The organism is Roseateles sp., assembly GCF_044373315.1.
In the GTDB taxonomy this organism is placed as follows: domain Bacteria; phylum Pseudomonadota; class Gammaproteobacteria; order Burkholderiales; family Burkholderiaceae_C; genus JACDQM01.
The window spans coordinates 64,515-86,186 of record NZ_JBILQK010000007.1; the positions used below are offsets into that span (position 1 = coordinate 64,515).

At 67.9% G+C, this 21,672-nt stretch carries 18 protein-coding genes and 1 pseudogene; 10 read left to right on the top strand and 9 right to left on the bottom strand.

The window, feature by feature from the left end; genetic code table 11:
• Positions 1 to 10: 10 nt before the first annotated feature.
• The 4 genes from ACIQ67_RS03415 to ACIQ67_RS03430 form a co-directional block, all read right to left on the bottom strand.
• Entirely contained in the window at positions 11 to 937 is a 927-nt protein-coding gene (locus ACIQ67_RS03415; RefSeq protein ID WP_397532951.1) for a diguanylate cyclase domain-containing protein, read from the bottom strand.
• 48 nt (positions 938 to 985) lie between these two features.
• The gene (locus ACIQ67_RS03420; RefSeq protein ID WP_397532952.1) at positions 986 to 1,114 is read right to left on the bottom strand and encodes a hypothetical protein; all 129 of its coding nucleotides are present in this window, start codon (positions 1,112 to 1,114) and stop codon (positions 986 to 988) included.
• A 134-nt stretch (positions 1,115 to 1,248) separates the two neighbouring features.
• Positions 1,249 to 1,941 carry a Crp/Fnr family transcriptional regulator gene (locus ACIQ67_RS03425; protein WP_397532953.1) on the bottom strand — a complete coding sequence of 231 codons (693 nt, stop codon included), beginning with the start codon at positions 1,939 to 1,941 and terminating at the stop codon, positions 1,249 to 1,251.
• 54 nt (positions 1,942 to 1,995) lie between these two features.
• Complete coding sequence (locus ACIQ67_RS03430) at positions 1,996 to 2,772, bottom strand: Crp/Fnr family transcriptional regulator (protein ID WP_397532954.1); 777 nt, start codon at positions 2,770 to 2,772, stop codon at positions 1,996 to 1,998.
• Between the two features lie 212 nt (positions 2,773 to 2,984).
• On the opposite strand from ACIQ67_RS03430, the gene ACIQ67_RS03435 reads away from it, so the two are divergent.
• The 5 genes from ACIQ67_RS03435 (at position 2,985) to ACIQ67_RS03455 (ending at position 13,262) form a co-directional block, all read left to right on the top strand.
• Entirely contained in the window at positions 2,985 to 3,227 is a 243-nt protein-coding gene (locus tag ACIQ67_RS03435) for a hypothetical protein (RefSeq protein WP_397532955.1), read from the top strand.
• A 3-nt stretch (positions 3,228 to 3,230) separates the two neighbouring features.
• Complete coding sequence (locus ACIQ67_RS03440) at positions 3,231 to 11,615, top strand: GH36-type glycosyl hydrolase domain-containing protein (RefSeq protein WP_397532956.1); 8,385 nt, start codon at positions 3,231 to 3,233, stop codon at positions 11,613 to 11,615.
• 132 nt (positions 11,616 to 11,747) lie between these two features.
• Positions 11,748 to 11,981, top strand: coding sequence for a CsbD family protein (locus ACIQ67_RS03445; RefSeq protein WP_397532957.1), 234 nt, complete (start codon positions 11,748 to 11,750; stop codon positions 11,979 to 11,981).
• 15 nt (positions 11,982 to 11,996) lie between these two features.
• Positions 11,997 to 12,281 (top strand): DUF1488 family protein, encoded by a 285-nt coding sequence (locus ACIQ67_RS03450; protein WP_397532958.1) that lies wholly within the window; start codon positions 11,997 to 11,999, stop codon positions 12,279 to 12,281.
• 105 nt (positions 12,282 to 12,386) lie between these two features.
• Positions 12,387 to 13,262: a fumarylacetoacetate hydrolase family protein gene (locus ACIQ67_RS03455; RefSeq protein ID WP_397532959.1), complete on the top strand. Its 876-nt coding sequence runs from the start codon at positions 12,387 to 12,389 to the stop codon at positions 13,260 to 13,262.
• Here ACIQ67_RS03455 and ACIQ67_RS03460 read toward each other — a convergent pair.
• Together ACIQ67_RS03460 and ACIQ67_RS03465 are read right to left on the bottom strand one after the other, a co-directional pair.
• Entirely contained in the window at positions 13,231 to 14,418 is a 1,188-nt protein-coding gene (locus ACIQ67_RS03460) for an acetate/propionate family kinase (protein ID WP_397532960.1), read from the bottom strand. The genes ACIQ67_RS03455 and ACIQ67_RS03460 overlap by 32 nt on opposite strands.
• Positions 14,415 to 15,374, bottom strand: a pseudogene (locus ACIQ67_RS03465) (bifunctional enoyl-CoA hydratase/phosphate acetyltransferase); the annotation flags it as partial. The gene ACIQ67_RS03460 and the pseudogene ACIQ67_RS03465, both read right to left, overlap by 4 nt.
• A gap of 203 nt (positions 15,375 to 15,577) precedes the next feature.
• Between ACIQ67_RS03465 and ACIQ67_RS03470 the strand changes: the two are divergent.
• The 5 genes from ACIQ67_RS03470 to ACIQ67_RS03490 are packed head-to-tail and all read left to right on the top strand — an operon-like array spanning position 15,578 to position 19,005.
• Positions 15,578 to 16,051, top strand: coding sequence for a thioesterase family protein (locus tag ACIQ67_RS03470; protein ID WP_397532961.1), 474 nt, complete (start codon positions 15,578 to 15,580; stop codon positions 16,049 to 16,051).
• A gap of 15 nt (positions 16,052 to 16,066) precedes the next feature.
• Positions 16,067 to 16,543, top strand: coding sequence for a tyrosine-protein phosphatase (locus ACIQ67_RS03475; protein WP_397532962.1), 477 nt, complete (start codon positions 16,067 to 16,069; stop codon positions 16,541 to 16,543).
• 46 nt (positions 16,544 to 16,589) lie between these two features.
• On the top strand, positions 16,590 to 17,222 hold the full coding sequence (locus ACIQ67_RS03480; RefSeq protein WP_397532963.1) for an RluA family pseudouridine synthase: 633 nt from the start codon (positions 16,590 to 16,592) through the stop codon (positions 17,220 to 17,222).
• A 25-nt stretch (positions 17,223 to 17,247) separates the two neighbouring features.
• Positions 17,248 to 18,000 (top strand): SDR family NAD(P)-dependent oxidoreductase, encoded by a 753-nt coding sequence (locus ACIQ67_RS03485; protein ID WP_397532964.1) that lies wholly within the window; start codon positions 17,248 to 17,250, stop codon positions 17,998 to 18,000.
• A gap of 60 nt (positions 18,001 to 18,060) precedes the next feature.
• On the top strand, positions 18,061 to 19,005 hold the full coding sequence (locus ACIQ67_RS03490; RefSeq protein ID WP_397532965.1) for a Tim44 domain-containing protein: 945 nt from the start codon (positions 18,061 to 18,063) through the stop codon (positions 19,003 to 19,005).
• Positions 19,006 to 19,353: 348 nt separating this feature from the next.
• Here ACIQ67_RS03490 and ACIQ67_RS03495 read toward each other — a convergent pair whose 3' ends face one another.
• From ACIQ67_RS03495 to rplS, 3 genes are all read right to left on the bottom strand, one after another.
• Entirely contained in the window at positions 19,354 to 20,343 is a 990-nt protein-coding gene (locus ACIQ67_RS03495) for a CobD/CbiB family protein (RefSeq protein WP_397532966.1), read from the bottom strand.
• Between the two features lie 28 nt (positions 20,344 to 20,371).
• Complete coding sequence (locus ACIQ67_RS03500; protein WP_397532967.1) at positions 20,372 to 21,052, bottom strand: CoA pyrophosphatase; 681 nt, start codon at positions 21,050 to 21,052, stop codon at positions 20,372 to 20,374.
• 127 nt (positions 21,053 to 21,179) lie between these two features.
• Positions 21,180 to 21,533 carry a 50S ribosomal protein L19 gene (rplS, locus tag ACIQ67_RS03505; RefSeq protein WP_397532968.1) on the bottom strand — a complete coding sequence of 118 codons (354 nt, stop codon included), beginning with the start codon at positions 21,531 to 21,533 and terminating at the stop codon, positions 21,180 to 21,182.
• Between the last annotated feature and the right edge of the window lie 139 nt (positions 21,534 to 21,672).

Sequence of the window (21,672 nt, forward strand, 5' to 3'; positions counted from 1 at the left end):
CGACGCGTCGTCAATCGGCCGGCGCTGCGCTGAAGAACGCATAGCGGCTGCGTTCGCGCTTGGCCCTGTACATCGCGGCATCAGCATGCCGGATCAACTCGGCCACGCTGGCGCCATCGGCCGGGCACAGCGCGATGCCGATGCTCGCCCGTACCGACAGCTGCAAGGGGCCGATCTTCATCGGCGCAGCGACCGCGTCAAACAGCTTGGCCGCCAGTTCCTCCAGCTGGCTGCGCGTCGAACCACAGGCGCGCAGGCAGGCGAACTCGTCGCCGCCGAGGCGGCTGATCATGTCCTCGCTCCGCACCACCCGATTCAGCCTCGTGGCGACGATGCGCAGCAACTCGTCGCCCACATCGTGTCCATGGTCATCATTGATGGGCTTGAACTTGTCGAGGTCCAGATAGAGCAAGGCCAATGGGGCCTGTCCGGGCTCGCGATGCGCCAACGCATGCCCCAGACGTTCGAGAAAGAAGCGCCGGTTGGGCAGCTGGGTCAGCGCATCGTGCAAGGCCTGATGGCGGGCCTGGCGCTCACCGTCCTGCGTGCCGCGCAACTCAGCCTGCGCCTGAGCCAGCGCCACTTGGGTGTCGAACACCTGCAACTCCAGCGCATGCAGACGCGCCTGCTCCAGCTGCAAGCCGTCGCGCAGCTGCTCCAGCATCTGTGTGCAGCTGTGCAACTCGCTCTGAGCGGTCTGCGAAGCCGTCGCACCCTGCGGCTCGACCAGACGCTTGAGCCGCTCGACCACATGGCTGAGCGTGATCTCCCAATCGGCGCCGGCGCCGGTCGCGGCGCGTGAAGCCACATGGGCCAAGCCCGGCTCAACGGCCGGATGGCTGATGCCGTTGCTGCCTTGCAGCAGCGCGCGTGCCGAACCCAGTTCGGCCGCCTCGCGTGCCGCGCCTGAAGACGCTGAACCGGGGGGGGATCCCATCGTTTTCATCCAGGCAAGCTCATGGCGATCGCACCGGTGCGCGTGGGTTCAACGCTTCTTGACCCGCGGGGCCGGCAGACTGGCGATCACGGCGATGCCAGGCACGATCAGGGGAGCCACCGGCGGCGGCTGCTTGGGCTTCTTCGCTTCCTTGTTGCCGCGCTGATGCTTGCTCATGGGGGAAACCTTCCTGTTGCTGCGCTTGGCAGCCCCGAGCGCCCCGAGGCAATGCCCTGTCGATGCAGCCACTATGTCCAGCGCAATCGTCGCCGTCTGTGCGCTACCACACCCAATGCATGCCCGCAGCCCGATCAACCCAGCAGGCGCTGGTAGGCCTGCTGATCGGCTGCGTAGCAGCTGCAGGCGCTCAGCTCCAGGGCGCTGCGGTTGCAGACCCTCAGCGTGCCGCGGTGGTACTCGATCATGCCGGCCCGCTGCAAGGCACCGGCGGCGGTGGTGATGCCAACCCGGCGCACGCCCAGCATTTGCGCCAGCAACTCATGGGTGACATGGAAACTGTCGGCATGGGCTCGGTCGTGCCCCATCAGCAGCCAGCGCGCCAGACGGGCGCCGATGCGGTGAAAACGCAGGCACGCCGCCGCGATGGCCAACTGGCTGAGCTGCGTGCACATGTAGCGCTCAACGCAATGCCGCAGCGCTGGGCTGCTGGCAAGCTGCCGCACGAATTCGGGCCCGCTGACGCGCCAGGCACGCCCATTGCCCTGCAGCAGCACCCGCTGCGCCGGTGGCATGCGCCCCAGCGCCACCTCATGGCCCAGCATGCCCTCACGGCCGACCATCGCTGTCTCCAGACCTGGGTGGCGATCCACCGAGGTCAGCAAGGAAACAAAACCGTCAACCGGGAAGTAGACCTGCGGCACCGGCAGAACACTGTCGCCGACCGTGTCCGCCAGCATCAACTCGACCGACTCGCAATGCACCAGCAAAGCCTGTCGCTCGGCGCCCGGCAGCATCTCGATCAACTGATTCTCGTTGGCGGCCACAGAGTGCTCCGGCGCTGCTGAACAAGCACCGAGTCTGCACACATCGCCCGCGAATCACTGTGGGTCAGCCCACACAGGCCGGCTCAAGCCGCGGACGCCAACCGCCGCGGTGTCAACCGGATTCAAATGCGGCAACAGCCGCTCGTATTCCTTCTTGACCACTGCATAGCACTCGCAGCTGCGCGCCTCAAGGCCGGGGCGGTCGAGCACGGCAATGTGGCCGCGCGCGTAACGTATCAAACCCGCAGCCTGCAGCTTCAGTGCGCTTTCGGTCACACCCTCGCGCCGCACGCCCAGCATGTTGGCGATCAGCTCCTGCGTCATCACCAACTCGCTGCCGGGCAGCCGGTCCAGGCTCAGCAGCAGCCAGCGGCACAGCTGCTGGTCCAGCGAATGGTGGCGGTTGCAGACGGCGGTCTGCGACATCTGTGTGATCAGGGCTTGCGTGTAGAGCAGCAGCAGATGCATGACCGGCCCGGCGCGGTTGAACTCGTCTTTGAGCAGCTGCGCCGGAAGACGAAAGCCGATGCCTGCGCTCTGCACCACGGCTCGATTGGGCGTGGAGTTGCCGCCCATGAACAGCGAGATGCCCACCATCCCTTCATTGCCGACCACGGCGATCTCGGCCGAAGCACCGTTTTCGGTCACGTACAGGATGGAGACGATGGAGGTGAGGGGAAAGTAGACATGGCTGAGCGTGCGGCCGGACTCGTACAGCACCATGCCCAGCGGCATGCCGACCTGTTCCAGGTGCGGCAACCAGTGTGCCTGTTCGCTCACGGTGAGCGCGCGCAACAGATGGTTCTGCCTGAAGTCAGCGTTCACAGCCATGGCCTGGTTCCTCCTGTTCAAGCGATCTCATCGGCGGGGCCGGCAGAGCAGCCCGCGCACTTTTTTTCGAACACTATACGCCCCGCATGTGTTCGACAGCGCACAGAGCGCAAAGCGCAAAGTGCCTAGTCTACGCAGATACGCGGCATGCCTGCCGCTGCCCTGTCACCCATCATCCGTTCGGTCGCCAGGCCGCACGGGCGGAGCCCGTCATGAACAGCAAAGCCTCACACGGATCGCACTGGAGCACCTCCTCCTTCGGCGACAGCGTCGAGACCTCGCCGCAGGACCTGCATGCGCTCGGCGAGCATCTGGATCTGTGCCGCAGCAAGAACACCCGGCTCTTCAATCTGCGCTGCAACGCCGAGACGCTGAGCCGCTTCCTGCTGGCGCGCATCGTCACCACCGCGCTGGTGCTGGCGTTGCTGCTGGGTGCCGTGATCCTGGCCTTTTGAGGCATGCTCGCATCCCCGCTGCTGCGCCTCTTGCCCGATGCGCCGCAAGCGCTGGCCGAGTTGTTGGACGGCGCTGCCGGTGCGCTGCAGCCGCCGATACGCTCCGAGATCTTCGGCCCGCAGCGCTTTGCCGAGCATGGCCGCAGCCTGGGCCAGACCCACGGCGCCGGTGCAGCCAGCTGGCGCCAGGCCGGCTTCTATCCGCGCCTGCGCAGCAATATCGAGACCTTGCGCCGCACTCAGCGCTATATCGGAGCCTACGCATCGGCCGGCCATGACATCAGCCCGGCCGCCGAATGGCTGCTGGACAACACCCACCTGATCGAGGCCCAACTCAAGGAAGTGCATGACGGGCTGACGCGGCGCTACTTCCGCAGCCTGCCGGTGCTGCTGGAAGAGCCACTGGCTGGCCTGCCGCGCGTCTATGGTGTGGCCTGGGCCTTTGTCGCACACACCGACGGCGCCTTCGACGAGGAACTGCTGGTCCGATTCCTGGCCGCCTACCAGGAGACGCGCGAGCTCAGCCTCAGCGAGATCTGGGCCCTGCCGACCACCTTGCGCGTGGTGCTGGTGGAGAACCTGAGGCGATTGGCCGAACGAGTGGCAACGCACAAGGCCGCGCGCGAGCTGGCCAATCTGTGCTGCGACCGCAAGCTGGCCTGCAGCAGCTCGACGCTGGACGCGCTGCTGGCGCTGCTGAACCGGCGCGGCGCGAGCCGCCCCTTCCTGGCCCAGCTGGGCCTGCGCGTGCAGGATCAGCCCGGCGCGCGCCAGGCCGCGCTGCAGGCCTGGCTGCAGGGCTTGATGCCCGATCTGGCCGGTGCCCAGACCCTGCTGAATGCCGACCAGACGGCCGACAACCTCAGCGTCAGCAATGCGGTGGGCTCACTGCGCATCATCGGCGAGGCCGACTGGCCGGAAATTGTGGCCGCCAGCAGCGCGCTGATGCAGCTGATGCTGGGCTCACCGCTATTCGAGGCCGAGCACATCCAGACCCGCGACCAAGCGCTGCACGCCATCGAGCGGCTGGCACGCCGCAGCGGCCGCAGCGAACTGGCCGTGGGCCGGGTGCTGCAATCGCTGATGGCCCAGGCACCCGAGCCGCTAGGGGCTCCGGCTTCCGCCAGCTACTGGCTGCAGGGCCAGGGTCGGGCCACGCTGCTGCGCAGCCTGGGCCTGCATGACAGCCCTTTCGTGCTGTGGCGCGCGCTGCGCCATCACCTCAGCTTGCCGCTGTATCTTGGCGCGCTGCTGCTGGGCACCCTGGCGCTGACAGCCTGGCTGCTGCTGAAGGAAAGCCTCGGGCTGGCGCAAGCGCCATGGTGGATGGGTCTGGCGGGCGCCCTGTTGCTGCTGCTGCCGGCCTCGGAGGCAGTGGTGGCCCTGGTCAACCGGCTGATCAGCGAATCAGTGCAGCCGCGCCATCTGCCACGGCTCGCACTGGCCACGGGCATACCGCCCCAGCAGCGCGTGATGGTGGTCATACCCGCCATGCTCAGCAACCCGGCCGCCATCGACGCGCTGGCGCGCCGGCTGCTGCTGCACTACCTGGCCAATCCCGAGCCGCAGGCCCAGTTCGCACTGGCCACCGACTGGAGCGATGCCGACAGCGCTCACACGCCCGCTGACGCCGCCTTGCTGAAGCAGGCGCTGCAGGCGGTACACGAACTGAACCGCCTGCATGGCCACGCAACGGCGCAAGCGGCACCGCGCTTCATCCTATTGCAGCGTGAACGGCGCTTCTGCGTCACCGAGCAGCGCTGGATGGGCTGGGAGCGCAAGCGCGGCAAACTGGAACAGCTGATCGAAGCGCTAGCCACCGGCAAGGCCAGCGCCTTCACCGATCTGGGCGAGGCCTCGCGCATCGCCGCCGACACACGCTACCTGCTGACGCTGGACAGTGACACCGAACTGCCGCCGGGCCGGCTGCGCGATCTGGTCGGCGTGGCCGCTCATCCGCACAACCAGCCGCGCCTGGACGCCAGTGGCCGGCGTGTCGTCAGCGGCTACGCCATCCTGCAGCCACGCGTCGTCACGCCGCTGCCGGCGGCCGGGCAGCTGACACGCTTCCACTGGCTGTTCGCCGGCCAGTGCGGCGTCGACCCCTACAGCGCGGCCAGCTCCGAGGTCTATCAAGACCTGTTCGGCGAAGGCAGCTTCAGCGGCAAGGGCCTGCTGCATGTGCAGACGCTGCAGCGCGTGCTGGCAGGCCGGCTGCCGGAGAACGCCATCCTCAGCCACGACCTGCTGGAAGGCGCGCTGGTGCGCTGCGCCGCCGTCACCGACCTGATGCTGATCGAGGACGCCCCCTTCCATGCCGACGTGGCCACGGCGCGCGTGCACCGCTGGACCCGTGGCGACTGGCAGCTGCTGCCACTGCTGCTGCAGCCGCGCCTGTTTCCTCTCAACGCGATCAACCGCTGGAAGCTGTTCGACAACCTGCGCCGCTCTCTGGTGGCGCCGGCGGGGCTGGGCCTACTGCTGATGGCGCTGGCTGGCCACGGCGTGTCGATCCGCGCGGCGCTTGGCTTGGTGTTGATGGCCTTCTTCGCCGGCCCGCTGATCGGCGCGCTTGCCGGCTTCCTGCCCGGCCGCGACGAGCTGGCGCGGCGCCATTTCTACAAGCAGGCGCTGACCGATCTGCTGCGCGTGCTGCTGGGCGGGCTGTGGCATCTGGCGCAGCTGATGGAACAGGCCTGGATGGCGGGCGACGCGATCCTGCGCACGCTCTACCGCATGGCGGTGAGCCGGCGCCATCTGCTGCAGTGGACCACGGCCGCCGCCGCGCAGGCCGCGGCCAAGACCGGGCTGGCTGAGCTGCTGCGCCAGCACCGCCGCACGCCGGCGCTGGCCCTGCTGCTGGCCGCACTGCTGTGGAGCGTCGACGCCCATCCGCTGAGCCTGCTGCTGTGCGGCCTGTGGGCCGGCTCGCCGCTGGGGATCTGGTGGGTCAGCCGGCCGGCCGGAGGCGCTGCGGCCGAATTGCCTCCGGCAACGCAGGTCTACCTGCACGATGTGGCGCGCGACACCTGGCGCTATTTCGAGCGCTGCGTCAGCGCCGAGGATAGACACCTGCCGCCCGACAACCTGCAGGTGCTGCCGATGGACATGCTGGCCCACCGCAGCTCGCCCACCAATATCGGCCTGTACCTGCTGAGCGTGGCCTGCGCGCGCCAGTTCGGCTGGATCGGCACGCAGGAGCTGCTGGATCGCCTGCAGGCCACATTGGCGACCTTGCTCGACCTGGAGCGCCATCGCGGCCACTTCCTCAACTGGTACGACACCCGCAGCGGCCAGCCGCTGCTGCCGCGCTACGTGTCCAGCGTCGACAGCGGCAATCTGTGCGGCCATCTGCTGGCCGTGGCCGAGGCCTGCCGAGCGCTGTCCCTTGATCCGCTGGATGGAGCCCCGACCCAGGCCGCGCTGGCCCGCGCACGCAGCCGGCTACAGCCCCTGCTGGCACGGCGCAAGCGGCTGGAGCCGAGCGAGCGCGCCGAGCTGCGCCAGGGCCTGGCGGATCTGCGCGCCACGCAGGCCTCTGCCGCGCGCGACGAAGGCGTCGATCTGAGTGGCTGCCGCGCAGCGCTGCTGGCGCTGGCCGGCAGCCTGGAGCAGTTGGCGCTGCAGGCGGACTTCAGCTTCCTCTACCACCGCAAACGGCATCTGCTGCATCTGGGCTTTCGCGTGGCCGAGCAGCAGCTGGACTCAGGCTTCTACGATCTGCTGGCCTCCGAATCGCGCCTGAGCAGCTTGCTGGCCATCGCCAACGGCAGTGTGCCGGTGCGCCACTGGGCCGCACTCGGCAGGCCTTTCTATGCGGTGGGCACGCGCGCCGGCCTGCGTTCCTGGTCGGGCTCGATGTTCGAGTACCTGATGCCGGGCCTGGTGCTGATCGAGCCGCCCGGCAGCGCGCTGCGCGAAGCCAGCGAGGCCGCATTGATCGAACAGGTGCACTACGCCGAACGGCTGGGCGTGCCCTGGGGCATTTCGGAATCAGCCTACGCAGGCCGCGACCTGAGCCTGGCCTACCAGTACGCGCCGCAGGGCGTGCCGCGCCTGGCGCTGCGGCGAACGCCCGTGGCTGAGCTGGTGGTAGCGCCCTATGCAACCGCGCTGGCGGCACAGATCGCGCCGCTGGCAGCCTGCAGCAACTTCGCCGCGTTGGAACGCCTCGGCGCGCGCGGCCGCTATGGCTTCATAGAGGCGCTGGATTTCACCCCGGAGCGCCAAAGCTTCGGCGAGGACTTCACGCCGGTGGCCACCTTCATGGCCCATCACCAGGGCATGAGCATCGTGGCACTGGCCAATGTGTTGCTGGACGGCGTGGCCCAGCGCTGGGGCATGGCCAATGCGCATCTCGAGGCGGTGGCCTCGTTGCTGCATGAACGGGCGCCGCGCGAGATCTCCAACCTCTACGCCCCACCCAGCCTGGCGGCCAAGGCTCATCAGCGCAGTGCACCGAGCCTGCGCAACGAGGTACCGCCCGGCCAGGCCGCGGTGGAGCCAAGCCATCTGCTGTCCAACGGCCGCTACCGCGTCGCGCTGCGCGCCAATGGTGCCGGCTGGAGCCGCTGGGGCGAGCACGACCTGAGCCGCTGGCGCGACGATGCGCTGCGCGACGCGCACGGACACTTCTTCTTCCTGCGTCTGGCCGGCAGCCAGGCGCTGGTGTCGCTGACCCAGCATCCCGCGCCCGATGCCGGCGCCGAGTACCACGGCGTCTTCCATGCCGACCGGGTCTGCCTGAGCGCCAGCTGGCCGGGGCTGCACAGCGAACTAACGGCCTGGGTCAGCCCCGAGGACGACATCGAGTTCCGCCAGGTGGAGTTGCGGAACTCTGGCGACCAGCCGATCGAGCTGGAGCTGATCTCCTGCTTCGAGCCCACGCTGGCGCTGGCGCGTGCTGACGAGGCGCATCCGGCCTTCAGCCAGATGTTCCTGAGCGCCCAGGGCCTGCCGCAGCAGCAGGCGCTGCTGTTCGAACGCCGCCCGCGCCTGGCCACCGAGCCGGGCCTGCAGGCCGCGCACTTCCTGGCCCATGCCGAGCCGCCGGTGCAGACACTGCAGGTGCAGCTGGATCGCCAGCAGTGGCGGGGCCGCAATCGCGCAGTGCATCAGCCGCTGGGCCGTCTGGACCCGCTCACCGCAGGCGACCTGGTGACCGGGCTGGATCCCGTGTGCGTGCTGGCGGCGACCCTGCGCATCGAGCCACGCGGCAAGGCGCTGCTGACCTTCGCCACAGCTGCGGCCGAGCATGGCGCCACGCTGCGCGCGGTGATCGACAAATACCGCCAGCCCAGCCATGTGGAGCGCGCCTCGCTGATGTCGGCCACGCTGGCCGGTATCCGCTTGCGCGCGCTGCGCATCAGCCCGGACAGCCTGGCCGCCGTTCAGACGCTCAGCACCGCCTTGCTGCTGACCCTGACGCGCCCGCCAGCGCCGGGCCGCGAGCGCGCGCCGCCCGGCCCGGGCTGGGACCGCCGCCTGCTGTGGCGCTTCGGCCTGTCGGGCGAGCGGCCGCTGGTGCTGGTGCACATCAGCACCCTGCCCGGCCTGGGCCTGCTGCGCGCGCTGGACCAGGGGCTGCGCCTGTGGTCATGGGGGGGCGTCGCCTGCGATCTGGTGGTCATCAACGAGGAAGCCGCCTCCTACGAAATGGCCCTGCAACGCGAGATCGCGGCATTGCGCCAGCGCCACCAGGCCGATGCCGCGGCGTTGCCCGGCACCAGCAGCACTGCCTTCCATCTGCTGCGGGCCCAGGATCTTTCAGCGGCCGAGCTCGACGCGCTGCAGCAGCTGGCGCGCGTACAGCTGCGCGCCGATGGGCGGCCGCTGGCGCAGCATGTGCGCGCCTGGCTTGCGCAGCACGAACTGGCGCGCGAGGTCCGCCAGGGCACGGACTGCAGCGAACTGCCCTCGCAAGCGCAAACCGCAGCCATCGCCGCGGGCGCCTTTTCGGCCGATGGCAGCGAATTCAGCTTCGAGGTCGGCACACATCGTCGGCCGCCGCGGCCCTGGATCAATGTGCTGGCGAACCCGGATTTCGGCTGCCTGCTGACCGAAACCGGCGGTGGCGGCAGCTGGGCCCGCAACAGCCGCATGAACCAGCTGACCGCCTGGTCCAACGACCCGGTTTCCGACCCGCCCTCCGAGTGGTGGCTGCTGCAGGACCTGCACAGCCGCGAGACCTGGAGCGTCACCCCTTCAGCCTGGGGTGCGGCCGGAACCCGTTATCACGTCGTTCATGGCCAGGGCTACACACGCATCACGCACCGCCGGGGCGATCTGGCGGTCAGCGCCAGCTGGTGCGTGGACGCGCAGTCCAGCGTCAAGCAGTTGCGGCTGCGCATCTTCAACGACAGCCCCCAAGCCCGCCGCCTGCGCCTGGTAGGCTTCGCCGAATGGCTGATGGGCGCCAGCCACGCCGACCGCGCCAGCGTGCACACGGCGCTGTTCAGCCAGCGCCTGGCGCAGGACGGCCGGTTGAGCGCGCTGCTGGCCACCCAGCAGGAGCAGGCCGGCGGCCTCGGCCAAGGCTGCGCCTTCCTGGCGCTGGTGGAGCCTGGCGGGCGCGGCGGCGCCCCGCTGGACAGCGCCGACTGGAGCTGTGACCGGCGCGAGTGCTTCGACGCCCGCGGCCGGTTGGTGCTGCCCGAACACTTCGGCCAGACCCAGGGCGGCGGGCTGGATCCCTGTGCCGTGCTGGCCACGCGCCTGCAGCTGGCACCTGGCGAGGCGCTGGAGCGGGTGTTCCTGCTGGGCTACGCCGACTGCCCGGAAGCAGCGCGCCAGCTGGCGCTTCGCGCCGCCATGGTCGACGCCGAGGCGCGCGAGGAGGACGTGCGCGAACGCTGGGACCTGCTGCTTGGCGCAAGCACGGTGAGTACGCCGGATCCGCTGTTCGATGCCTTGGTCAACCGCTGGTTGCTCTACCAGACCCTGTCCTGCCGTCTCTGGGCCAAGGCCGGCTTCTACCAGGCGGGCGGCGCCACCGGCTACCGCGACCAGCTGCAGGACACGCTGGCGCTGAGCTGGGCCGCACCCGATCTGCTGCGCCAGCAGCTGCTGCGCTGCGCTTCTCGCCAGTACCCTGAGGGCGATGTGCAGCACTGGTGGCATGAGCCCGGCGGCGCTGGCGTTCGAACCCATTTCTCTGACGATCTGCTGTGGCTGCCGCATGCCTGCAGCCACTACCTGAGCTGCAGCGGCGATGCTGCGGTGCTCGACGAGGTGCTACCCTTCATCGAAGGCAGCCCCATTCCTGAAGGCGCCGAGGACATCTACGAGACGCCGCGCATCAGCGAGCAAGGCGCAAGCCTGTATGAACACGCGGCGCGCGCCATCGACCGCAGCCTGCGCGTAGGCGTGCATGGCCTGCCGCTGATGGGTAGCGGCGACTGGAACGACGGCATGAACCGCGTCGGCCATGGCGGCCGGGGAGAATCGGTCTGGCTGGGCTGGTTCCTGGCCCGCGTGGTGGCGGACTTCCTGCCGCTGGCGCAAGCACGCAGCGACCTGGCCCGCGTGCGGAGCTGGCAGAAGGCCGCGCAAGGCTGGGCCGTGGCACTGCGGGGACCGGCATGGGATGGCCGCTGGTACCGCCGCGCCTTCTTCGACGACGGCAAGCCCCTGGGCAGCAATCACAACGCCGAGGCGCGCATCGACTTGATCGCGCAGGCCTGGGCCGTTCTCTCGCGCCAGGCTTCACCCGAGCGCCAACGCCAGGCGATGGATGCGGTGGAGCAGGAGCTGGTCGACCACGAGGCAGGGCTGCTGCGCCTGCTGACACCGCCGCTGGTGCATGCCGAACCCAGCGCCGGCTACATCCAGGCCTATCCGCCTGGCGTGCGCGAGAACGGCGGCCAGTACTCGCATGGCGCGATCTGGGCCTTGATGGCACAGGCGGCGCTGGGGCGGCAGAGCCCGTCCTCCAAACAAGGCGCCGAGCTGGCTTACCGCTACTTCTGCATGCTCAGCCCCGCGCACCGCAGCCGCGATCCGATGCAAGGCCCGGTCTACGGCCTCGAGCCCTACGCGATGGCGGGCGACATTTGCAGCGCACCGCCCTATGTCGGGCGCGGCGGCTGGAGCTGGTACACGGGCGCTGCGGCCTGGATGCACAGGGCGGCGCTTGAATCGCTGTTCGGACTGCGCTTGCAAGCCAGCAGCCTGAGCTTCCAGCCTTGTCTGCCGCTGGCCTGGCAACGCGCCGAACTGAGCCTGCGCCGCGAAGGGCGGCTGATGCGCTTTGTGTTCGTGCGCACCACACCCAGCCAGCTGTCGGCGCTGCTGAGTGAGGAAGAGGGACAGCTGCTGCGGCCCGGTCAGCGCCTGGAATGGGCGGCACTCGGGCCGCGCAGCTGCTTCGTCATTTCACTGCCGGATTGAAGAGTCCCTCGTGCGGCGCATACCGAACCAGGGCGCAGCGCCTCACGCCGGCCGGTCGGTGCGCTGACGCACCGACGCCGGAGCGCCCCGGCCGCAGTATTCAGGCTTCAATCACCACGCAAAGGAAACACCATGAACTGGGATCAGATCCAAGGCAACTGGAAGCAGGCGGCCGGCAAAGTGAAAGAGCAATGGGGCAAGCTGAGCGACGACGATCTCGATGTCGTGGCCGGTCGCCGCGAGCAGCTTGCCGGCAAGATCCAGGAACGCTACGGCCTGGCGCTTGAAGAGGTCGAAAAGCAGCTGGCCGAATGGCAACGCAAGGCCAGCGACGGCTGGTTCCGGCACGACAAGCACCAGGGCTGAAGTCTCGCCACCTCAATGAAGCAGGACGCGTTCTTCCACACGCCCTCTGACGCGGTGCGCTTCTGGGTGCAGCATGGGCAGCAGCGCGTCGGTGCCAGCATCACCAGCGCCGTGCTGCACTACCACTTCTGCGCACGCAGCGTGGACGATCAGGCGCTGGACACCTATCTGGCCCATGCCGACGAGATCGACGCCGCGGTGCGTCGCCGCTTGGCGACTGGCTCCCTGGAGCCGGTGCTGCTGCGCGAGATCGACCTGCTGCCACCGTCTGATGAGCCCTCATCCAGGCTGAGGCCCTGATCGCGCAACAGCGCAGATGCAACAGGCGCGAACAGCAGCGCCAGCGGATGCTGGCGCTTGGGTACAGTGTGCCGAGTCCACATCACACCCGCGACGGAGTGCCCCATGAAGCTGCTGCGCCACGGCCCACCGGGCCAGGAAAAACCTGGCTTGCTCGATGCAAACGGGCAGGTTCGCGACCTGGCCGGATTGCTTGACGACATCACGCCACGCAGTCTCAGCCCGGTCGCGCTGCAGGTGTTGCGCGCCATTGATCCGCTTCAGCTGCCCTTGGTCGCCGGCCAGCCACGCCTAGGGGTGCCATGGAGTGGTATCGGCAAATTCGTCGCTATCGGCCTGAACTACCACGAGCATGCGCGCGAAGCCGGCATGGCCGCGCCCGCCGAGCCGGTGATGTTCACCAAATGGACCAGCTGCCTGAACGGTCCGGACGACAACATCGTCTACCCGCGCGAAGGCAGCAAGGTGGACTGGGAGGTTGAGCTGGGCATCGTGATCGGCAGCCAGGCCCGCGACGTCAGCGAAGCGCAGGCTTTGAGCCATGTGGCGGGCTATGTGCTGGCCAACGACATCAGCGAACGCGCGTTTCAGACCGAGCGCAGCGGCGGCCAGTGGAGCAAGGGCAAGGGATTTGACACCTTCGGACCCGTAGGTCCCTGGCTGGTGACGGCAGATGAGATCGGCGACCCGCAGCAGCTTGATCTGTGGCTGGATGTCAACGGCCAGCCGCGGCAGCGCGGCAACACCCGCGACATGATCTTCAGCTGCGCGCAACTCGTCAGCTATTGCAGCCGTGTGATGACGCTGGAGCCCGGCGACCTGATCATCACTGGCACGCCGCCAGGCGTCGGGCTGGGGCTGAAGCCGCCCCAGTTCCTCAAGCCAGGCGATGTGATGACGCTGGGCATCAGCGGCCTGGGGCAGCAGCGTCAGCAGGTGATGGAGGCAGCTAGCTCGGCTGAGCCAGGCCGAGCACGCTGAACGCGGCACGCGCCGCCACGCGCCCTTCATCGGTGGGCACCACCCATATCTCGGCCGTGCTGTCGGCACTGTGGATGGCAGCGACCGCATCGCCGCACGCGCGCGCATTGGCTGCGGCATCCAAACGCAGGTCGGCAAACTGCAGCGCAGCCACGACTTCGGCGCGCAACTGCGCATCGTGCTCGCCGATGCCGCCTGTGAAGGCGATCAGGTCCACGCCGCCCAGCACGGCCAGCATGGCGCCAAGCTCGCGCACCAGCCGGCGCGTGAACAGCGCAATGGCTTCGCCCGCCTCCACGCGCGAGCTGGCCCGCAAGGTGCGCATATCGGCACTCAGACCCGAAACGCCCTTGAGCCCCGACTCCTTGTAAAGCAGCTGCTCCAGCCGCTGCCGATCCCAGCCCTGCGCCATCAGATGCAGCAGCACGCCGGGGTCCAGACTGCCGCTGCGTGTGCCCATCATCAGCCCATCCAGGGCCGAGAACCCCATCGAGGTGGCGACGCTGCGCCCGTCCAGCGTGGCGCAGAGGCTGGCGCCATTGCCCAGATGGGCCAGCACCATGCGGCCGCGTGCCCGCGGGCTGCGCTGCAGCAGCAGATCCGTCAGGTACTGATAGGACAGGCCGTGGAAACCATAGCGTCGCAGCCCTTGAAGGGCCAGCTCGCGGTCGATCGGCAGGCGCCGTTCGACGTCGGGCAGGCTGGCATGAAAAGCCGTGTCGAAGCAGCCAATCTGCGGCACCCCGGGCATGGCCCGGGCACACGCGGCGACGCCGGCCAGGTTGTGCGGCTGATGCAGCGGCGCCAGCGAGTCGTACTGATGGAGGTCACGCAGTGCCTGCTCGTCAAGCAAACTGGGCGTAAGAAAGTGCTCCCCTCCATGCACGATGCGGTGCGCAACGCCACTGACCGCAAGCCCCCGCTGCGCAAGCGTTTGCATCAGATGGTCCAGCGCCAGCGCGAACCCCGAGCCCTGGCTTTCGTCCAGCGGCTGGCGCATGCCGTCGAGCCGCAACTCGGGACGCCCGCCCGGCTCCAACCCCTCGTAGGCACCGAGCCACAGCGCCGGACCTTCGGCGGGATAGAGGCCGAATTTGAGCGTCGCCGAGCCGGCGTTGACCACCAGCACCAGCGGCTCATGCAGCGCCGCGCTCACAGGGCCGCCCGGGCGATCACCTCGGCCTCGCGTGCGGCCAGGAAACGCGCCGCAACCACCGCCAGCGCCGCCGAAGCCACGCGCGACACCGCGCCATCCGCCCGGCTGGTCAGCGCAATCGGCACACGCGCGCCCATCACGACGCCGCAGCTGGCCGCACCCGCCAGGTACTCCAGCTGCTTGGCCAGCATATTGCCGGATTCCAGATCCGGCACGACCAGAACATCGGCCTGGCCGGCCACTGGCGACACGATGCCCTTGATGCGCGCGGCCTCGGCCGAGATCGCGTTGTCGAAGGCCAGCGGCCCGTCCAGCCGACCACCCCGGATCTGGCCCCGATCCGCCATCTTGCACAGGGCGGCGGCATCGATGGTGGAGGCCAGCCTGGGCGTGACCGTCTCGACGGCTGAGAGCAGCGCCACCTTGGGCTCTGCGACGCCCAACGCCTGCGCCAGATCAATGGCATTGCGCACGATATCGGCCTTGGCTTCCAGGTCCGGGCTGATGTTGATGGCGGCGTCGGTGATCAGCAGCGGCTTGGGATAGGTGGCCACCTCGAATCGGAACACATGCGACATGCGCCGGCCGGTGCGTAGCGTGCGCTCCGCCAGCACGGCTTCCATCAGCTCATCGGTGTGCAGGCTGCCTTTCATCAGCATGCTCACCTCGCCACGTGCCGCCATCGCCACCGCCTCCGCCGCCGCGGCATGGCTGTGAGGCACATCGATCAGCGTGGCTCCGGCCAGATCCAGGCCCAGGGTGGCTGCCAAGGCACGCACCCGCCGCGCCGGCCCGACCAGCCGGGCATCGATCAGGCCCAGCTGAGCCGCCTCCAGCGCGCCGCGCAGCGAGGCCTCGTCGCAGGGATGGACCACGGCACACGGCATGGGCTTTAGAGGGCGCACCGCGCGAGTCCAAGCCTGCAGCCGGGCTTCGGAAGAGTCGGCAAGCTCCGGTGGTTTCAAAGCAGAGGGAACGCCCATGGTGTCGCAATGTCCTTGAGTCATGATCGAGTGGAGCCGGCCCGCTGTCAGCGGGCCGGCGTTCGCACAGCACAGCGCGAGGCTGCAGCCGGTGCCGGCGGGTTCTGCGCTAAGCTCGTCCCGCCCTTCCCCGGCGCGCGCCAAGCCTTCGCAACGCCCGAACATAACCTGTCAGCATGACCTGTCCCTCCAGCATCTTTGAACCCGAGTTCACCCGCGGTCTGTGCGAGATCTTCGAGCAGCATATCGTCTTCAACCAGGTGCTTGGTTTGCGCATCGACAGTCTTGAAGCAGATATCGTCAAGGCCCACATTCCAATGCGCCCCGAGCTGATTGGGCACTTCACCCACCAGCGGCTGCACGGCGGCGTGATCAGCGCCACGCTGGATGCGATGGGCGGACTGGCGGTGATGGCCGCCATCGGCGCCCGCCATATGGATGAAGCGCCTCTGGCGCGCCTGCACCGCTTCGGCAAGCTCGGCACCATCGACCTGCGGATCGACTATCTGCGCCCCGGTCTCGGCCAGATGTTTCACGCCACCGCCGAGGTGCTGCGCCTGGGCAGCCGCGTCGCCAGCACGCGCATGCAGTTCCTCAGCGCCGATGGACGCCTGCTCAGCACCGGCTCGGGCGCCTACATCGTCTCCTGAGTGGACAATCAGTCCATGCCTTTCCGATCCCTTCCCCTACCTGCTGCGCTGAGCGGCCGCCTGTGGCTGCAATCGATGCCCGGGCGCTTCGAGTCCTTCGGCGGCTTTCTCGATGAGGCACGCCAGCGCAGCCTGAGCCTGGTGGTCTGTCTCAACCCGTTGGAAGAAGTGGCTGCGCTCTCGCCGGGCTATCACAAGGCGATTGCCGAGGGCCGGCTGCCTTTCCGCTGGCAGCACCTGCCGATGCGCGATTTCGGCCTGGGTGCTGATCCGACCGCCCTTCGGCTAGGCATCGAGCAGCTGGGGCACAGCCTGACCTTGGGCGACCAGGTGCTGCTGCACTGCGCGGCCGGCATCGGACGGACCGGCACCGTGGCCGCCTGCGTGCTGAAGCACCTGGGCATGCCGCGTGCCGAGGCGCTTGCGGCCGTGCGCGCGGCCGGGTCCAACCCGGAATCGGCGCTGCAGTCGGGCTGGATCGAGCAGTTCTGAGCGCCCACCAGCGCTGACGCGGCCGACGGCCGAGGACAATCGCGCGATGCCACCGCCCTACCCCGAACTGCCGCCCGTCTATGTGGACGAAAGGCTGATCGTCGTCGACAAGCCGGCTGACCTGCTGACCGTGCCCGGCCGCGGTGAAGACAAGCAGGACTGCGCCATTCACCGGGTGCAGCAGCGTTTCAATGACGCCCTGATCGTGCACCGTCTCGACATGGCCACCTCCGGCCTGCTGCTGCTGGCGCGCGGAGCGGAGATGCAGCGCAGCCTGAGCATCGCTTTCGCCCAGCGGCGCGTCGCCAAGCGCTACACCGCCGTGCTGGCCGGCTGTCTGGCCGAAGCCTGCGGCGAGGTAGATCTGCCGCTGATGCCGGACTGGCCGAACCGGCCGCGGCAGAAGGTCGACCTCGCCCACGGCAAGCCGTCGTTGACGCGCTGGCAGGTGCTGGCCCGCGATGAGCAGGCCCAAAGCACACGCGTGGCGCTGGAACCGGTCACAGGCCGCAGCCATCAGCTGCGCCTGCACATGCAGGCCATCGGCCATCCCATCCTGGGCGACCCGCTCTATGCATCGCCGGCACAATGCGCACTCGCACCGCGGCTGCTGCTGCATGCGAGCTGGCTGCATCTGCCCGAGCTCGGGCTGAGCTTCGACAGCGCCGCCCCGTTCTGACCCCATCCTGCAGGGAGATCCACCAATGAAGCTCTACATCCTCAGCGGCGCCTCGCGCGGCATGGGCCTGGCAATGGCCAGTCAGCTGCTGGCCGTCGATCATCTGGTGCTGGGCATCTCGCGCCGTCAGAACGCCGAGCTGCAGCAGCAGGCCGACGCAGCGGGCTGCCCGCTGCTGCAGTGGCCGATGGATCTGGCCGACCCGCTGCCTGCGGCCCAGGCGCTGCAGGACTGGCTGACCGGGCAGGACCCGCAACGCTTCAGCCATGCCTGCCTGATCAACAACGCCGGCGTCGTCACGCCGCCCGGGCCTATCGACCGGGTGCCGCTGGCTGAGTTGTCCAGCGCGCTGCGCGTCGGGCTGGAAGCCACCGTGCTGCTGAGCAGTGCCTTTCTGGCCGCCACGCGCGGCTGGGCCGCCGACAAGCGCCTGCTCAATATTTCTTCCGGACTGGGCCGTCGCGCGATGGCCGGCAGCGCGCCCTACTGCGCCGCCAAGGCAGGCATGGACAATTTCTCGCGCGCCGTGGCCCTTGATGAAGAGGGGCGCGCGGCTGGCGCACGCGTCGTCTCGCTAGCACCCGGCATCATCGATACCGATATGCAGGCCCAGCTGCGCTCGGGCGATCCCAGCGGCTTTCCCGACCAGATGCGATTCGCTGCGTTCAAGCGTGAAGGTCAGCTCGATAGCCCTGCTCAGGCTGCGGCCAAAGTTTTGCGTTACCTTACGCGCGCGGACTTCGGCAGCACGGTGCTGGGCGATGTACGCGACGCTTGAAACGCCGGCCAGCGCCCTCACCTTTCAGGGCACAACCGGTCCAAGACCACAGGAGACCACGTGAAGACAATCGTTCTCGCCGCTTTGAGCGCCGCCCTCAGCCTGAGCCTGGTGGCCGCCGATGTGCAAGCCAAGCGCCTGAGCAATGGAGGCATGCAACGCAGCACGCCAAGCCAGCCCATGCAAGGCCAGACACCTGCAAAGCCCGCGCCTAGCCAGGCACCGACGCAGCAAGCCGCAGCGGCGCCCGCCGCAACCGGTGCTGCAGCCGCTGCGGCCGCCCCCAAGCGCTCGTGGATGGGCCCGGTCGCCGGCTTGGCCGCTGGTTTGGGACTGGCCGCGCTGGCCAGCCACTTCGGCTTTGGGGCTGAACTCGCAAACTTCATGACCATGCTGCTGATCGGCCTGGTGGTAATGATGGTGGTCGGATTCCTGGTGCGCCGTTTTGCGGCCAAGAAGGCGGCTGCAGGGCCGCAAGGCCTGCAGTTCGCTGGTGCAGGTGCAGGTGCAGGTCCCGGCTTTGGCAGCCCGTCAGGCAGCTTCAACTCGGGAGGTAGCGCTCCGCAGCAGAGCTTCGGTGCGTCGCAGCCTGTGATCGCTCCGGCCGCAGCGCCTGTGGCTTCGGCTGCAGCCCCGGCAAGCGACTTTGATGTGGAAGGCTTCGAGCAGATTGCCAAGCGTGTGTTCATCCGCCTGCAGGCCGCCAACGATAGCCGCGACCAGGCCGATCTGCGCCGCTTCACAACGCCACAGATGTACGCCGTGATCCAGCAGGAGCTGCTTGATCGCAAGGGTGAGCAGCGCACGGACGTGCTGCAACTGCAAGCCCAGGTGGTGGAGCGTGCTGAAGAACACGGCCAGCAGATTGTCAGCGTGCGCTTCAGCGGCTTGATCCGTGAGCAGAGCGATGCGGCGGCCAGCAACTTCGACGAAGTCTGGCATCTGGTGCGCCCCTTGGACGGTAGCCAGGAGTGGGCCATTGCAGGAATCCAGAGCTTGAATTGAGCCTGGCTTGAGCAAAAGGCTGCCGCGGACGCTTTTCGCGGTAGCAAGCACTGCAAGGAACCGAAAGCCTCTGAGTCGCACGATTCAGAGGCTTTTTGCTTTCTGCAGTGCAACGCAGGCCCCATGGGCACTTGGACCCACACTCGCAGACTGCGAGCCAGTGGGCCCGTCCTCGGTCCGGGCCACCCCAGCCGGGTCGCGCGTGACGCGTCCCGTCCTTCGCCAGGCGTCTGACAGGCCGCAGGGCCTCTCCTCGTCGGTCCGGGCCGCCCCAGCCGGGTCGCGCGTGACGCGTCCCGTCCTCCGCCCGGTGTCAGACAGGCCGCAAGGCCTCTCCTCGGTCCGGGCTCAGCCTACAAGGTTGGCAAGGGTGAGGAGAGCGAGGAGAAGCATCCAGAGGACCACGGAACGCCAGATCAGCCCCACCACGCTTTGCAAATGCCCAAGCTGCGGCAGCTGGCCGCCGGTCGACCCGGCGGCACCGGTGGCGTCCACATCCCCGCCTGCACCAAAAGTCTTGCTCCGGTCGGGTGTGATGCCAGGTGCCGCAGCGCCGCCCAGCTGGACACCCAGCGCGCCAGCTGCAGAGGCCAGGATGATGCCTTCATTGGGATGCAGCCACAGCGCAGCATCGCGGCGCCAGCTGTTCACAGCCTCCTCGAAATTGCCGACGATCGCAAAGCCGGTCGCCGTCAGACGGGCCGGCAGGTAGTCGACCCAGCCGAATACTTGCCGTGACACGAGCATCAGGCGCTCATTGGTCGGCGCGTCGATAGTGCGGCTTTTGAACGCCCAGTAGCGGCTGGCGAATTCAGCCATGCGATAGAGCACGGCACCAGCCGGCCCGAGCGCCAGCGTCGACAGCAAAATGAACCAGAAGAAGACGCCGAAGACATGGCGGTGGGCGGCCAGCAGGGAGTGCTCGATGACGTGCCGCAGCAGCTCAGTGCGGGGCAGCTCGCTGGCATCCAGGTGGCGCCATTCGGCCAGCAGGCGGCGCGCCTCCATTTCATCCGCTCTCTCCAGCGCGTCGCGGATGTCGGTGAAATAGTGGCTGAACTGTCGGAAGCCCAAGGTCAGGTAGAGCACCAGCACATTGAAGCCCAATGCAAGGATCAGGCTGAAGTGGCTGAGGGCGATGTGGATCAGCGCGGCCAACAAGGCCGGACCGAGAACTGTGATCGCCCAGACCACATTGGCGTGGTGCGCCTTCCCTGCGTCGAAATTGCGTCCAGTCCATCGCACCCAGGCGATGACGGCGAGATGGACCTTGTTGCCGTGAGGCAGAGGCTTGAGTTGCTCGCAAAGCAATGCGAACAAGACCGCGAAGAAGTTCATGGGCCGGGATGATAGCGGCCGGATGCGCTCAAGCCGAAAGGAAGCGGTAGAAGTTGCGCAGCATCGCCGCGGTAGCGCCCCAAATGAAATACTCCTCGCTGCCTTGCGGCCAAGGCATCGACAGAAACTCGCGCTGGCCGCCTTCGAAGGTGAATATGTGTCGCTGATGATGCGCCGGCGTCATCAAGTACTGCAAGGGCACTTCAAAGGCCTCGGCCACCTCGAAGGGGTCGAGCTTCAGGCTGAACCCCGGCTCGAGCAGCCCGACCACGGGTGTCACCTCGAAAGCCGTCACGGTGGTGTAGGTTGGCAGGCGCCCGATCACCTCGATGTGGCGCCGCGCGAGTCCAATCTCTTCCTCGGTCTCGCGAAGTGCGGCCGCCTCGACATCGACGTCCTCAGGCTCGACCCGACCGCCGGGAAAGCTGATCTGTCCCGCATGGTCCCGCAAGTGCGCCGTCCGGCGCGTCAGCAACACCTGGGGACCCTCAGCCCGCAGAACAATCGGCACCAGCACGGCAGCGGCTGCCGAAGCCCGCCCGGCAAATCGACCGCCGTCGCCTGGCAACTCGACCTGCCACTCTGGCGCGGCAGCAAAGCGTTGACGAAGCGCTTGTGGCTGCAGGGCCTCAACAGGCACTGGCGGAAGGTGCGCATCGATGCCGGACACCGGCACAAGCTTCGGGTTCAGAATTGGCGCGCGAGACATGGGCACAGCATAGGGCGTAAACGACAAAGCCGCCCGGAGGCGGCTTTGACAGAACGAGCGCGTTCGCCCGCTTTTGGCTCCATTGGCGACCCGGAAAGGGCCATCAATTTCGCCGAGAGCTCGCCTATCAGGAGAGCTTTTCCTTGATTCGGGCCGACTTGCCCGAACGCTCACGCAGGTAGTACAGCTTGGCGCGACGCACATCACCACGGCGCTTCACTTCGATCGAAGCGATCAGCGGGCTGTACAGCTGGAACGTACGCTCAACGCCTTCGCCGCTGGAAATCTTGCGGACGATGAAGCTGGAATTCAGGCCGCGATTGCGCTTGGCGATCACCACACCTTCATAGGCTTGCAGACGCTTGCGCGTGCCTTCAACGACGTTGACGCTGACAATCACGGTGTCGCCAGGAGCGAATGCGGGGATGGTCTTGTTCAGGCGAGCAATTTCTTCTTGCTCAAGGGTTTGGATCAGGTCCACTGAGTTCTCCTTGTGATCGTGACGGCGTCCTTGGGGGCCTAAGCTGCCGGCATGGCAGGATGGGCAGCGAATCCGTTTTCTTCAAGAAAACAGATCCACACAGCGCTTGCTGATGGCCCGTCAGAGGATCGAAAAGCCC

Bases quoted from the DNA above. Each gene is read 5' to 3' on its own strand.
- ACIQ67_RS03485 (WP_397532964.1), top strand. From the start codon at position 17,248: ATGAAGCTCTACATCCTCAGCGGCGCCTCGCGCGGCATGGGCCTGGCA.
- ACIQ67_RS03500 (WP_397532967.1), bottom strand. From the start codon at position 21,052: ATGTCTCGCGCGCCAATTCTGAACCCGAAGCTTGTGCCGGTGTCCGGC.
- ACIQ67_RS03420 (WP_397532952.1), bottom strand. From the start codon at position 1,114: ATGAGCAAGCATCAGCGCGGCAACAAGGAAGCGAAGAAGCCCAAGCAG.
- ACIQ67_RS03435 (WP_397532955.1), top strand. From the start codon at position 2,985: ATGAACAGCAAAGCCTCACACGGATCGCACTGGAGCACCTCCTCCTTC.
- ACIQ67_RS03470 (WP_397532961.1), top strand. From the start codon at position 15,578: ATGACCTGTCCCTCCAGCATCTTTGAACCCGAGTTCACCCGCGGTCTG.
- ACIQ67_RS03415 (WP_397532951.1), bottom strand. From the start codon at position 937: ATGGGATCCCCCCCCGGTTCAGCGTCTTCAGGCGCGGCACGCGAGGCG.
- ACIQ67_RS03455 (WP_397532959.1), top strand. From the start codon at position 12,387: ATGAAGCTGCTGCGCCACGGCCCACCGGGCCAGGAAAAACCTGGCTTG.
- ACIQ67_RS03450 (WP_397532958.1), top strand. From the start codon at position 11,997: ATGAAGCAGGACGCGTTCTTCCACACGCCCTCTGACGCGGTGCGCTTC.
- ACIQ67_RS03495 (WP_397532966.1), bottom strand. From the start codon at position 20,343: ATGAACTTCTTCGCGGTCTTGTTCGCATTGCTTTGCGAGCAACTCAAG.
- ACIQ67_RS03480 (WP_397532963.1), top strand. From the start codon at position 16,590: ATGCCACCGCCCTACCCCGAACTGCCGCCCGTCTATGTGGACGAAAGG.
- ACIQ67_RS03445 (WP_397532957.1), top strand. From the start codon at position 11,748: ATGAACTGGGATCAGATCCAAGGCAACTGGAAGCAGGCGGCCGGCAAA.
- ACIQ67_RS03475 (WP_397532962.1), top strand. From the start codon at position 16,067: ATGCCTTTCCGATCCCTTCCCCTACCTGCTGCGCTGAGCGGCCGCCTG.
- ACIQ67_RS03430 (WP_397532954.1), bottom strand. From the start codon at position 2,772: ATGGCTGTGAACGCTGACTTCAGGCAGAACCATCTGTTGCGCGCGCTC.
- ACIQ67_RS03440 (WP_397532956.1), top strand. From the start codon at position 3,231: ATGCTCGCATCCCCGCTGCTGCGCCTCTTGCCCGATGCGCCGCAAGCG.